Here is a 13,406-nt window from a genome sequence, read left to right as displayed (position 1 = left end):
TTAAGTTTTTTTGAGAAAAATTTTTCACAACTAAAATAAGCAACAATTTTACTATTCAACTCAATAGGACAAAATTACCCGATTGGTCGACTTTAATCTTATTTTTTGTATAAATAATCTAATAAGCTCAGATTTCTTCTTTAGATTTGCCTTGAAATCAATACGAAGTACCTGAACTAATGGATTATTCTTCTTTGTTGTTTGACAGAATTCAAAGTCAGGCATCAGCAAAAGAGTTAAGTTGGATAGAATCAAAAGCCAACGGAAGTTTACAATCTTTGCAAACGGCATTTGTTGCTGCACCAAGATTCATTAGTAAAGAATTCGTTCAATACCCCGAACCTATTAATGGTGTTTCATTTAACAATTGGACTTTTGATAGATTAGTTCGGGTTTATCTATTGTCTAAATTTAATAGCTCAGACAAAGACTCTTATATAAAAGCAATTGATACCTTATTTGATACTGCTGAAAATAATGAAGCAGTAGCTTTAATTTCTACTTTACCATTTTTAGCATATCCTGATTATTGGATGCTACGTGCAACTAATGCTGTGAGATCGAATATTGGCCCTGTTTTTGACGCCATTGCCTTTCAGAATCCGTTTCCTAAGAACCTTTTTTCAGAACTTGCCTGGAATCAAATGGTTTTGAAATGCATCTTTAATGATAAACCCATACATAAAATTGAAGGTGTATTAGACAGAGCAAATGCAGAATTGGCCCATTCAATTTCATATCTAGCGCATGAACGTTGGTCGGCCGGGAGAACAATTCCAGCATACGCATGGCGCTTGGTTATTAATTTTTTGAATGAAGAAATATTAAAAGATATACAGTATTTATTTTCTTCCAGTAGTGTACATGATAGAATTGCTGCAACTTTAGTTTGTATTGCAACAGATTTCCCTGGTGCTAAAGAAGAGCTGAAAAAACATAGAGATTTAGAACTAAAGGCGAAGACTGATGTGTTTAGTTGGGAAGGGTTAGAAAACTAACAGAGGAGATTACACAAAATACCACGAAAAAGATGTGTCAGAAGCATTCAGAAATATCACAGAATCCTTCACACTTTGAAGGAAGTGCAGAAGAATTCAAAATAGCCAGTACTGTTCAGGCTAATTATACCGATTATATTAAAGGTATGAAATTCTTCGACCCACATATACATATGACCTCCCGTACCACAGATGATTATACGGCTTTGATTGATGCAGGCGTGGTGGCGATTATAGAACCGGCATTCTGGTTAGGTCAGCCTCGTACAGGTTTATCATCATTTAAAGATTATTTTAGTAGTCTGGTTGGTTGGGAAAGATTCCGCTCTTCACAATTTGGTATTAAACATTATTGCACAATTGGTTTAAATTCTCGTGAGGCCAATAATGAAGCCTTGGCTGAGCAAGTAATGGAAATACTTCCTATTTTTCTATATAAAGAAGGGGTTGTAGGAGTTGGAGAAATTGGTTTTGATGACCAGACAGCCGCTGAAGAAAAATACTATCGTCTACAACTGGAGTTAGCGAAAGAAGCTAATCTCCCGGTTCAAGTACATACACCTCACCGTGATAAGAAAAGAGGAACAGAATTGAGTATGTCTATTGCTTTAGAGCATGGAATTGACCCTGGTATGGTTATTATTGATCATAATAATGAAGAAACCGTCGAAAGTGTACTTGAAAAAGGTTTTTGGGCGGCGTTCACCATTTATCCGTTTACCAAAATGGGAAATGAGCGCATGGTTGAAATCGTAAAAAAATACGGTTCAGAGAGAATTATGGTTAATTCTGCAGCTGATTGGGGCATTAGTGACCCCTTGGCTGTACCAAAAACAGCAGCTTTAATGAAAATCAAGGGAATTTCTGATGAAGACATTCGCTTAGTTACCTATCAGAATGCCATTGATGCTTTTGCTCAGAGCGGACAGATTAATGCAATTGATTTTGAATCACCCATGGAAGTTGACCAGAATTTGAAATTTAATGGGAATACAGTTCTCCGTGGTGGGCAGATTCCAAGAGTTGAGAAAAACTCAATAATTATTAGCTAATTTATACTTATGTAGATTCTTTGAATAGAATAATACGTATTTTAATTTTAGTGAATGTACATCATCGCTAAATAATATAATAAGGCCTTGAATATAAAACCCTATTTACAACTAACCCGACCAGCAAACATTATTACGGCCATATCCGACATTCTGGCTGGCATTGCTATTGCAGGATTTTCATTTTCCTTAGAACAAATTGATATCTGGAAGGCATTATTTTTATGTATTTCTACAATTGGATTATACGGCGGGGGTATTGTTTTCAATGATATTTTTGATTTAGAATTAGATTGTGTCGAACGGCCTGAAAGAGTTATTCCAAGCGGTAAGGTTTCTAAAGAAAACGCGATAGTTTTTGGCATTTCTTTATTGGCGGTTGGTGTAATAGCTGCTTGGATTAATAGCCCGCTTAGTGCAGGTATTGCCCTACTTGTAGCTATTTGCGCGCTTTTTTATGACAAAATAGGAAAGCATCATACTTTTTTTGGGCCGATCAATATGGGTCTTTGCCGTGGAGGGAATTTGATTCTAGGGATGAGCATCATAGAAAATGCAATTCCTGAATGGGGATTAATCAGTATTTTGCCAATATGCTATATTGCGGCAATAACCATGATAAGCCGTGGGGAAGTTCATGGTGGTAATAAGAATACGCTATATTTTGCGGCCTTTCTATATATATCAGTTAGTAGCTGCCAGCTATATGTTTCTTTTATATTAGGAAATATTTTGTTTGCTGTCGCGTTTGTAGCTTTGCACATATATCTGATTTTCAAGCCTTTACTTGGTGCGATTAATAATCCCATCGGACCAAATATCGTTAAGGCGGTAAAAGCAGGCGTTTTATCATTAATTGTTATGAATGCTGCGTGGGTAAGTGTTTCAGGCAATATTATTTTTGCTTTAGCTGTGCTTTGTTTATTACCTATTTCTATACGTTTAGCCAAGCTTTTTGCCGTGACATAGAAAACAGGATTTAAATTTTTGATTATTTTATTTTCAACTTATCAATGAGTGTCATTAATCAGGCTTTTCAAGTCCCATATTCATTTAATATAGTTTTTACGCAGAATCTTTTTTCGTCTGACAATAAAGAGTTTGTCAATTTCTTAACAAATTTTGGTGATACAACTTTTCAAAAAAAGATTTTATTCCTGATTGATGAAGGAGTTGAACAAAAGCATCCCTATTTAATAGAATCAATAAAACGATATTTTCAGAGTGAAAATCAAATTTCTTTAATCGATGAAATTCTGGTTTTACCTGGAGGAGAATTGGTTAAAAATGCCCCTCAATATTTAGAAAAAACGCTTCTGGCAATTAATGAATGCGGTATTGATCGTCATTCTTTTGTGGCGGCAATTGGTGGTGGTGCTTTTCTGGATATGGTTGGCTATGCCTCGTGTATTGCGCATCGTGGTGTGAAACATATTCGTATTCCGACTACAGTACTTTCTCAGAATGATTCAGGTGTGGGTGTAAAGAATGGTGTTAATTTTTTAGGTAAGAAAAATTTCCTGGGTACTTTCTCTCCTCCGGTTGCTGTTTTCAATGATTCCAATTTCCTAACAACATTATCAGACAGGGATTGGCGCTCGGGAATTTCAGAAGCGGTGAAGGTTGCCTTAATTAAGGATTTAGATTTTTTTGAATGGCTTGAAGAAAATGGTAGTGCAATGGCAGACCGAGAGTTGCTGGTTATGAATGAACAGATTTTCAGATCAGCGGCATTGCACACCAATCATATTTCAAGCGGAGATCCATTTGAAATGGGCTCGGCCAGACCGTTAGACTTTGGACACTGGGCAGCGCATAAATTAGAATACCTGAGCAATTTTGAAATTCGTCATGGAGAAGCTGTTGCTATTGGAATAGCGCTTGACTCTATATACTCAGAATTACTCGGTTTGATTTCGGGAGAAGACTCAGCCCGAATTATAAGCTTATTAAAAAAATTAGGTTTTACATTGTATCACGAATCTTTAGCAGAGAATGATAAATTGAATCTTTGGGAAGGATTGAATGAATTCAGAGAACATTTGGGTGGAAGACTAACTATTACCATATTGGAAAAATTAGGCAAAGGTAAAGAAGTGCATGAGGTAAATTTTGATTTGATGAAGCTTGCTGTTGATCGTTTGAAACTAACCCTTGACTAGACTATGCAAACTCCGTACGGACATTTAAGCTATTGCAGCAATATACATCCTGGTGAAGACTGGAAAGAGCATTTTGCCGTTTTGCAAAGCAGTATTCCTCAAATCAAGGCTGACATCTGCCCTGATGCATCTATGGGAATTGGACTTCGACTAGCCAATCAGGCAAGCATTGATTTATCGGTAAGTGAGAATTTTGAGTCTTTCAAAAACTGGTTAACAGAAAATGATTGCTATGTTTTTACTATGAATGGTTTCCCTTTTGGAAATTTTCACCATTCCGCTGTAAAAGACAAGGTACATGCACCAGATTGGACAACGAAAGAGAGAACAGATTATAGTATTCGCTTATTTCAATTATTAGCCAAACTGTTGCCTGAAAACTTGGCGGAAGGTGGGGTTTCAACTTCTCCTCTCTCCTATCGTTTCTGGTGGCAAGGTGAAGAAGCTTTGAAAGAGGCAACAATAAAAGCCACAAAAAACATGATTTCTGTGGTTGAAGCTTTGATAGATTTGAAAGAAAGTAGTGGTAAAACACTCCACCTTGATATAGAACCAGAGCCAGATGGTATTCTTGAAAATTCGGATGAATTTATTAACTGGTACAATAATTACTTAATTCCTTTAGGAATCGAGCAGCTGCAAGCAAAGGGGTTTTCGACAGAGCAAGCGACGCAAGCAATTAAAACACATATTCAATTATGCTACGATGTATGTCATTTTGCAGTTGGATTTGAATCTCCAATAGATGTGCTTTCCAAATTAGAGGCAGAACAACTGAAAGTTGGGAAAATCCAGATTAGTTCAGCTTTAAAAGTTGACTTTGCAAATCAAGCCAATGAAAAATTGGATGTGATTGCTCTATATAATGAACCTATCTACCTGCATCAGGTAGTAGCACAAAAAAAAGATGGAAGTTTTATTAAATTTCCAGATTTAAATGAAGCAATTGCTGGATTTGATAATACCATCAGTTCATGGAGAGTGCATTTTCATGTTCCTTTGTTTTTAGAGCAATATGGTTTGTTAAGTTCAACACAGTCAGATATAATAGATACTATTAATTTGCATAAAGAAAAACCATTTACTCAACATCTTGAAATAGAGACCTATACATGGGGCGTTTTACCTAAAGAATTTCAGGCTCCGCTGAACGAGTCTATTAGCCGGGAAATTAACTGGGTAAAAAGTATTCTCTAACCGATATTGAAATAACAACAGATAAGTCCTGTTCACGTTTAATTGGGTTCAAGTAGCTTATTTATATTTATCATGCAAAAAACCGTAGTTATTGATATTGTTGGTCTAAGTACCAGTGTGATTGGTGTACATACACCATTTCTCCAAAAATTTATTGCCAAAAATCAACTAACACATATTAAGCCTGCCTTCCCTGCAGTAACGACTACCTCGCAGAGTTGTTATATTACCGGAAAGAATCCTGATAAGCATGGTATCGTTGGCAATGGGTGGTACGACCGTGAGGCTTGCGAAATGAAATTCTGGAAGCAGTCTAATAAACTGGTGCATTCAGAGAAGATATGGGAGGCAGCGCGAAGAAAAAATCCTGATTTTACCGTTTCTAAGATGTTCTGGTGGTATAATATGTACTCGTCGGCAGATTTTTCTGCTACTCCCAGACCTCAATATCATTCAGATGGAGTAAAAGTTCCAGATTGCTACACCTATCCCGCCGATTTAAGAGATAAATTACAAGCTAAGTTTGGTACATTTCCTCTTTTCAAATTCTGGGGTCCAACTACAAGTATCGATTGTTCTAAATGGATTGCGAATGCAACGCTTGAGGTTGATAAAGAAAATGACCCGACTTTAACCTTAATCTATTTACCTCATTTAGATTATTGTTTACAAAAGTTTGGTGTCGACTTTGATAAAATTTCTAAAGATTTGCAAGAAATTGACTCTCTGGTTGAAGAATTAGTGACCTACTACGAGAAGAAAAATGCCAATATAATTCTACTGTCAGAATATGGTATAAATAATGTAAATCATCCGATTCATATTAATCGAATTCTCAGACAGAATGATTTGATCTCCGTGAGGGTGGAAAGTGGTCTTGAGTTACTTGATTGTGGAGCCTCTAAAGCTTTTGCGGCAGCTGACCACCAGATTGCGCATGTCTATATTAATGATTTAAGTCAGAAAGAACGAATTAAAGAAATATTATCAAAAGTTGATGGTATTGCTTTAATAATGGATGAGGAAGAAAAAAAGGCTCATCATATAAACCACGAGAGAGCTGGTGATTTAGTGTTAATGGCAAAAGCAGATAGCTGGTTTACTTATTATTATTGGTTCGATGATAAAGTTGCACCGGATTTTGCTCGTAGTGTAGATATTCATAATAAACCAGGCTATGATCCTGTTGAAATGTTTATGAACCCTGATAATCCATTTATTAAACTTAGGGCTGGGTATAAATTGGCAAGAAAGTTACTAGGTTTCAGATATAGAATGGATGTAATTCCATTAAATGCAAATTTGATCAAAGGTTCACACGGGACACTTGATATTAGCAAGGAGTATTATCCTGTACTAATTGGTAATCAGAAACGCAATAATGAGATTGCTGCGAAAGATGTGTATAATGTCATTTGGAAAAGCATTTTCGGAAAAGAAGTTTAATTTTAATTTTTTACGAATAAAACATTAAAAGTGCTTTACAATTCTAATTTATAGCTGCTCTTTTACTATGTTTCTTTGAAAAAATTGAACTACCAATTATTATTCAATTCTGAATCCCATTTCCGAAAGAGCCGCTCTTGCCTTACTATCAATGGTATTTTTATATTCATGGTTTTTATACGAAATGGCTTTTTCGAACCAGGCTTTTGCCTGATTTTTCTGGGCTTTCTCCTGAAAAATATATCCTAGCTGTAAAGCTGAACCTGCTCCGAAATACCAATGTTGCTTATCATTCAGAGAAATTGCTCTTTGATAATAAGCCGTAGCTTTATCTGTCTGGCCATTTTTCTGAAAGGCTTTTCCAGCTAGAAAATAGTATTCTGTTTTTTCTTTTTGTGTAATCAAGTCATCCTCAGATATTGTTTCAATAAAAGTAAGTGCTCTTGGAAAATATCCACCATCTAAGGATAATTTAGCCTGGAGCAATAATTTGTTTGGAAGTGTATGGCTTTTTGAATAATTCTCATAAAATTTTTCAGCGGCTTTATCAGCTTCGCTAACGGTATTTCCTGCAGAAGGTATTTTCAGCAAATAAGTCAAGGCTTGTTTTTCACCATTCAGGAGATAATTCGTCAAAAATAGCTTAAAATAAGTATCTTTCAGAAAAGTTTTTACCTTACTGTTTCTAAGATAATTTGCATAAAACCCAGTGGATTGTTGATAGTGCCCTTGCATTAAAGCAACATCAGCCTTATATAAATCGATTATAGGACAAGCCAGATACTCATTTCCTGTGGGAAGTCTTTTCAGAATTCGCTGTGCCTGTTCAGCATTATTCGACCTTAGTGAAACAGCCAAACCAATAAAATGAACATTCAGATTATCTGGCTGCGCATCAATAAACTTTAGTAAGGCAACTTGCTCTTTCTCATCCAGTTTTATTACAAACGCCTGAATATAATAAGAGCAGTATAGCGCTTCATTACCCCATATCGGGTCTTTCGCAGCTTTATCCAATTCTACGAGTCCTTGATTAACACTTCCTTTTAGTCCCAGAATTTTAAGTGCCCATCTGAAGTTGTCAGGTACAGAACCAATAATAATATGAAGGCAGCCTAATGATTTATAATTTGGCAGAAAGCCAGGAAATAGCTTTTGATTTTCTTCCAATAGCTTTGAGGCTTCTATAATATTATAGGCTGCTTTAAATTCATGTCCAAACCTTAGTTTGATTAATGCCCAGTGCATTTTTATTTCAGCTCGCAGGAATCGATTATAGGGAGATTTCTCATCAAGGTCTTCTATTAAATCAAGTCTGTCTTCTTCCCTGTGTTTTATTTTTTCATAATACTGCTCTTCATCCCAATTAAGCATTTCTACCAAATCAATGTAGTTTTCCAGATATGCTCTGAAAGGACTTTCTTTACTCTCGCTGAGCAAAATATTCTTGGCTGACTGAACTTTAAATTTAAAAACTTCCTGGTAAGCTTTCTGAAAATTAGGTGTCAATTCAAAATCTCCGGCATAAGAATACCAGGGAAAAATGAGTATGCCGATTAAAAGTCTGGTAGTAAAATTCATACGAGAATAATGCAAAGTTTAGATTGCTGCCGAATAGGTTTGCAATGCTTAATGCTTGCAAGGTTAGAGAGAATATTTTTAATATACTACTTAAAATATAGATTATATATTTTATTGTACTTTACTAAGTCCTTACTTTCTATTAAAATTGAATTTATTTTGGCGATTAAGCTATTTTTTGAAAAAATTGTTAAAGTTTGCTTATAAATATTGCGCTATAATATCGCCAATTATAGCATTAATTTACATATAACTTGTACTTTATCAAGAATATAGCAATTAGATTAAAAATACTTTGGAGTGGATTAAAATATTAATTTATTTTATCTATCGATTTAGTAGAGTAAACATTCAAAACTACACTTTAAACTAAATATTAACCTCCTAGTTTCTTAAACAATTAAATAAATTTAAACCAGAACAGACGTTTATTACAAAAAAATACCACCCTTGCTGGAACAAGAGTGGTAGGTCATAAAAAAGGCTCATTGCGAATGATTTCGAAAGCTAAAAATTAGCTTTCATTACCTTGTTTTATCTTTAACCAACACAAAGTAAATGAAAAAGAGCGTAAAAACACAGTTTTACGGCCTAATTTTCTTGAAACGGCACCCCAGATTTATTTCTGCTATAAAATCAGGAGTAAATAGTCTGATACATCTTAGGCAAGGTATCAGATCTGATAGTGGTGTAAGTTTTAAAACCTTTTCAGCTTCTTTTTACGACCACCCCGGAAATTTTGTAAGAAAGGCTTTTTTATTACAGATCTGTAATACCATTTCTTTCGCAATTCTGTCCTTTCAATAAGGACTAACACTGACGGCATTCAATGAAGGCAACTTAACGGTAAAGAGTTTATTGGCTCCGGGCTAAGGCTAGACCAATTAAATATCCCTACTCCTTTTCAGCATTTCTTATAACACACTTCGGAGGCTTTGTCTTTAAGACTTTGGGGAATACTTATTGCATTATTTAAAGAAATAACCTAGAAAATTCGGTCATTTAACAAAAGAACATTATGAAAATTTTAAAATTTACATTCACTATTTTATTCTTATTTTCCTTATCCTCACTCCTCTTTGCCCAGACAAAAACAATTACCGGGACAGTAAAAGATAAGGACAATAGCGAGGCTCTACCGGGGGTTTCGGTAACCATAAAAGGTAGTACTACCGGGGTCATTACAGACCTGACAGGTACTTACAAAATTAATGCTACTGAAGGAAACACTCTCGTATTCTCATTTATTGGTTACTCCACTATCGAAAAAACAGTTGGCAATAGCACAACACTTTCAGTCGACTTAGTTTCAGAAGCCAAATTGCTGAGTGAAGTTCGTGTAGTGGGCTACGGTACACAAACCAAAGCAGAGTTTACAGGTTCGGCAGCACGCATCAATGGTGATGTAGTAAAAGAGCAACCCATACAAAGTTTCGACCAGGCACTGGCTGGCCGTGCAGCAGGGGTGAGCATCGCACAGCCGAATGGCGTATTAAACAACCCTCCGGTTATCCGTATCAGAGGTATCAACTCGATTTCTTTAAGTTCATACCCTCTTGTAGTAGTTGATGGTATTCCAATCAATACCGGTAATATTTCTACCAGCACTGCCGTACCTAATAACCCTTTGGGAGATATAAATCCGGCAGATATTGAGTCAATTGATGTATTGAAAGATGCTGCATCAACAGCTATTTATGGTTCAAGAGCTGCAGGTGGGGTAATTCTGGTCACTATTAAAAGAGGTAAAACCGGAAAACCCCGTATAAATTATGAAGCCTGGGTGGGCGTATCTAATGTAGTTCGTTTACCTGAATTATTAAATGCAGAGCAATTCATCTCCATTAAAAACGAAGCTGTATTAAACGCTAAGATTTTAGGTGGCAATGCCAATAACGATAATGTAGCTTCTGCTTTATTTTTTCCGAATACTGATGCGAATAACAATCCTGTCGATACTCGTTGGTACGATTATATCTATCGCCAGGGAGTGTCGCAAAGTCATAATATCAGTGTTTCTGGTGGTACAAATTCTACCAATTACTTTTTCTCCGCCAATTATACAAAGCAGAATGGCTTTCTGGTAGGCAACGAGTTTGACAGAAAAGCGGTAAGATTCAATATCGATCAGGAATTGACTTCATGGCTTAAATTCAAAGGAGGTCTTTCATATAATACCAGTTATAATGAATCGCCGTATGCGGGTTCATTACCCGGTTCAATTTTTTTTCTGGTAGGCGTGGCTCATTTGGCAACTGCCCTACCGCCGAATGTAGGCCCATTCAATCCTGATGGCAGCTATAATGTAAACCCTGCCAGCCCTAATACGATTGGAGTTGGTAATAATAAATTCGTAAGTAACTGGGGAAATCCAGTGGCATTACTAAATGAGAACCGCTATACTTCTGCCAATGACAGGGTAATTGCAAACTTCGCATTGGATGCCGAGATTATTAAAAACCTGAGGCTACTTATTTCAACAATGATGTTGATGGTTTGATTCTGAGTGCACCACAGGCTGTTTCTAAGGGTATCCCAGGCAATGCTATTCTTGGTAACGTAGGCTCCATGTATAACAGAGGCCTGGAATTGGGTATAAATGCCAATATCTTACGTAAATCAGATTTCTCATGGAATGCTTAGTTTAATCTTACAACACTGAAAAACCGTGTAACGGCTTTAGCAGAAGGAAATACAGATATCGTTGGTACTACTCACGTATCTTACGAAACAACCAATATTACTCGCGTTGGCTATTCGGTAGGTAGTTTATATGGAGCCAGAACAGCGGGAGTGAATCCTGCAAATGGCCAGAGAATCTTTATCAATGCCAAAGGTGAGCAGGTGCAATTCAGTCAGGTAGTGTTACCGGGGCAAAGTCAATGGACTTATCTGGATGGCACCAAAGCTCCGGCCATAACAGGTGCAGACTATTATCTGATTGGCAATGCACTACCAACATTCTATGGTGGGCTTACCAACACTTTCAAATATAAAAGCTTCGACTTAAGTATTAACCTGAGTTATTCGGGTGGCAACTATATCATGAATGGAACACGTGCTACCCTACTTGACCAACGCGCTTACAATAACTCAACAGAAATCCTGAATCGTTGGCAAAAACCGGGCGATATTACGGATGTTCCTCGCCTGGTATATAATGACCAGACTTCAGGCGGTTCTTCATTTCCGGTTTCAACGAATGCCGAAAAAGCAGATTTTATACGCATACAAAATGCTTCATTAGGTTATCGTTTGCCTGATAACAAGGCATTTACAAAAATAGGCTTAAGCACAGTAAGAGTATATGCACAGGGTTCAAACCTTTTCTTATGGACCAGATATTCAGGCACAGACCCGGAATCTTCGGTGAATGGTAATTCAAACACCACGCCGGGTGTAGAGAAAAACTCTGTGGGTCAGGCACGAACTTTCACCTTTGGTATCAATGTAAACTTCTAAGACTGAGACCAAAAAATGAATCAGAAAAAAGGACAATTAAAATTAAAGAAGATGAAACAGGCATTTAAACATATCATATCTACAGGTTTTATCACAGGCTTACTTCTTGTATTATCAGGTTGTGATCAGGAAAAACTTCTGAACCCCTCTCCTGTCACTGCTATTAGTGGCGCCAACGCTTTTGATACTCCAGACCGTATTCTCGGTCTCGTGAATGGTGTTTATAAAGCAGCAAAAGGAGTTAATTTTTACGGAGGTAATTATTATACCTATACTGAGGCCCGGGGTGAAGAATTTATTAATAGAACCAGCAATACTTTTACAGCATTTGAAGCATGGAATCAGACCCTCAACTCAGGTTCTAATTTTGTAGCGGGTTTCTGGGAGGCAGGTTACCGTACTATCAACAATGCCAACGTATTGATTGATGGCTTGAAAGCAAATCCTAAAGTAGTGAGTGAAATATTAACCAAACAATACATTGCAGAAGCCAAATTTTTAAGGGCTTTAAGTTATTATGCTTTAGTAACATTATATGCCCGCCCATATAATGAAAACAAAGGTGCATCTAAGGGTTTACCTCTTCGCTTAACAGCCGAAAAATCAACCGCTAATAACGATTTAAAAAGAAGCACCGTAGCTGAAGTATATGCTCAGATAATAAAAGACCTGAATGAAGCAGAAGCTGATTTGCCTTTGACTTATTCATCCTCTCTATTAAATACAACACGTGCCCATCGTAATAGTGCCATTGCCCTTAAAACACGTGTGTACTTGAATAGCAGTAATTATGAGAAGGTCATTGAAGAAGCTAAAAAAATAGTTTCTGCCACTGCGCCTTTCAGCGCTGGTTCAGGGGTTAATCATAAGTTACAGAATATCGTTGAGATTTTTACGACAAATTATACCAGCACAGAATCTATCCTTTCGATTCCAATGACTGATTTAGATAATGTGACCGGGCAATCTTCTTTTCCCTATGTATTCAATGCCAATGCAGAATATAATCTGAATCCATCAGGTATCTGGGGAGAAAAAGAATGGAAATCTACCGATTTAAGAAGAACTTTTTCACGCACTGCCTCAGGGGTACAATTCCTGACGAAATACAATAAGCCATCTCCTTTCCTGGATTATATGCCGGTTATCAGATACGCGGAGGTTCTATTGAACTATGCCGAAGCTGCTGCTAAAACGGGAGATTTGAATAAATCGTTGGAATTACTGAAAGCCGTTCGTAATCGTTCTGATGTTTCTTATGAATTTCCATCTGCAGCTATTTCAACACAATCAGCACTTGTTACTACTATTCTGACTGAAAGAAGAATAGAGTTATTGGGAGAAGGTTTCCGTTCAAATGATTTGCTCAGAAATCTACTGCCACTTCCGGCTAAATCGAGCAGTTCATTAAACGCACCTGAAGTATTGCCATCGCAGGATAATTACATTTTCCCATTGCCAAATGTCGAGATAGTAACCAATAAATTATTGCTTGAATAAGCACAGGT

General features: G+C 36.7%; 11 protein-coding genes. 10 read left to right on the top strand and 1 reads right to left on the bottom strand.

Annotated elements, in window-relative coordinates; all coding sequences use genetic code 11:
- The first annotated feature begins 179 nt into the window (after positions 1-179).
- The 6 genes from D0T08_RS20125 to D0T08_RS20100 all read left to right on the top strand — a co-directional run bounded on the left by D0T08_RS20125 (position 180) and on the right by D0T08_RS20100 (position 6,855).
- Positions 180-998 carry an EboA domain-containing protein gene (locus D0T08_RS20125; protein ID WP_116984488.1) on the top strand — a complete coding sequence of 273 codons (819 nt, stop codon included), beginning with the start codon at positions 180-182 and terminating at the stop codon, positions 996-998.
- 32 nt (positions 999-1,030) lie between these two features.
- On the top strand, positions 1,031-2,050 hold the full coding sequence (locus tag D0T08_RS20120; RefSeq protein ID WP_116984487.1) for a TatD family hydrolase: 1,020 nt from the start codon (positions 1,031-1,033) through the stop codon (positions 2,048-2,050).
- A gap of 87 nt (positions 2,051-2,137) precedes the next feature.
- Complete coding sequence (eboC, locus tag D0T08_RS20115; RefSeq protein WP_116984486.1) at positions 2,138-3,019, top strand: UbiA-like protein EboC; 882 nt, start codon at positions 2,138-2,140, stop codon at positions 3,017-3,019.
- A 44-nt stretch (positions 3,020-3,063) separates the two neighbouring features.
- Positions 3,064-4,212: a 3-dehydroquinate synthase gene (locus D0T08_RS20110; RefSeq protein WP_116984485.1), complete on the top strand. Its 1,149-nt coding sequence runs from the start codon at positions 3,064-3,066 to the stop codon at positions 4,210-4,212.
- Positions 4,213-4,215: 3 nt separating this feature from the next.
- A complete protein-coding gene (gene eboE / locus D0T08_RS20105) occupies positions 4,216-5,409 on the top strand; it encodes a metabolite traffic protein EboE (protein ID WP_116984484.1) in 1,194 nt (397 codons plus the stop codon).
- Between the two features lie 72 nt (positions 5,410-5,481).
- Positions 5,482-6,855, top strand: coding sequence for an alkaline phosphatase family protein (locus D0T08_RS20100; protein WP_116984483.1), 1,374 nt, complete (start codon positions 5,482-5,484; stop codon positions 6,853-6,855).
- A gap of 99 nt (positions 6,856-6,954) precedes the next feature.
- On the opposite strand, the gene D0T08_RS20095 is transcribed toward D0T08_RS20100, so the two are convergent.
- On the bottom strand, positions 6,955-8,436 hold the full coding sequence (locus D0T08_RS20095) for a lipopolysaccharide assembly protein LapB (RefSeq protein ID WP_116984482.1): 1,482 nt from the start codon (positions 8,434-8,436) through the stop codon (positions 6,955-6,957).
- Between the two features lie 1,018 nt (positions 8,437-9,454).
- On the opposite strand from D0T08_RS20095, the gene D0T08_RS28180 reads away from it, so the two are divergent.
- The 4 genes from D0T08_RS28180 to D0T08_RS20080 all read left to right on the top strand — a co-directional run bounded on the left by D0T08_RS28180 (position 9,455) and on the right by D0T08_RS20080 (position 13,398).
- Complete coding sequence (locus D0T08_RS28180; protein WP_310586277.1) at positions 9,455-10,936, top strand: SusC/RagA family TonB-linked outer membrane protein; 1,482 nt, start codon at positions 9,455-9,457, stop codon at positions 10,934-10,936.
- Positions 10,933-11,079, top strand: coding sequence for a hypothetical protein (locus tag D0T08_RS28175; RefSeq protein ID WP_310586276.1), 147 nt, complete (start codon positions 10,933-10,935; stop codon positions 11,077-11,079). Before D0T08_RS28180 ends, D0T08_RS28175 begins: the two co-directional genes overlap by 4 nt.
- A gap of 150 nt (positions 11,080-11,229) precedes the next feature.
- The gene (locus D0T08_RS28170; protein ID WP_310586275.1) at positions 11,230-11,898 is read left to right on the top strand and encodes a hypothetical protein; all 669 of its coding nucleotides are present in this window, start codon (positions 11,230-11,232) and stop codon (positions 11,896-11,898) included.
- 15 nt (positions 11,899-11,913) lie between these two features.
- Positions 11,914-13,398 carry a RagB/SusD family nutrient uptake outer membrane protein gene (locus D0T08_RS20080; RefSeq protein WP_229239008.1) on the top strand — a complete coding sequence of 495 codons (1,485 nt, stop codon included), beginning with the start codon at positions 11,914-11,916 and terminating at the stop codon, positions 13,396-13,398.
- Positions 13,399-13,406 lie beyond the last annotated feature (8 nt).

It is taken from the genome of Emticicia sp. C21, from assembly GCF_003418935.1.
Taxonomy (GTDB): Bacteria; Bacteroidota; Bacteroidia; order Cytophagales; family Spirosomataceae; genus Emticicia.
Note: the sequence above shows the minus strand (reverse complement) of the source record. Positions and strands in the feature narration are given on the sequence as shown.

Bases quoted from the DNA above. Each gene is read 5' to 3' on its own strand.
- D0T08_RS20125 (WP_116984488.1), top strand. From the start codon at position 180: ATGGATTATTCTTCTTTGTTGTTTGACAGAATTCAAAGTCAGGCATCA.
- D0T08_RS20120 (WP_116984487.1), top strand. From the start codon at position 1,031: ATGTGTCAGAAGCATTCAGAAATATCACAGAATCCTTCACACTTTGAA.
- D0T08_RS20110 (WP_116984485.1), top strand. From the start codon at position 3,064: ATGAGTGTCATTAATCAGGCTTTTCAAGTCCCATATTCATTTAATATA.
- eboE (WP_116984484.1), top strand. From the start codon at position 4,216: ATGCAAACTCCGTACGGACATTTAAGCTATTGCAGCAATATACATCCT.
- D0T08_RS20100 (WP_116984483.1), top strand. From the start codon at position 5,482: ATGCAAAAAACCGTAGTTATTGATATTGTTGGTCTAAGTACCAGTGTG.
- D0T08_RS20095 (WP_116984482.1), bottom strand. From the start codon at position 8,436: ATGAATTTTACTACCAGACTTTTAATCGGCATACTCATTTTTCCCTGG.
- D0T08_RS28180 (WP_310586277.1), top strand. From the start codon at position 9,455: ATGAAAATTTTAAAATTTACATTCACTATTTTATTCTTATTTTCCTTA.
- D0T08_RS20080 (WP_229239008.1), top strand. From the start codon at position 11,914: ATGAATCAGAAAAAAGGACAATTAAAATTAAAGAAGATGAAACAGGCA.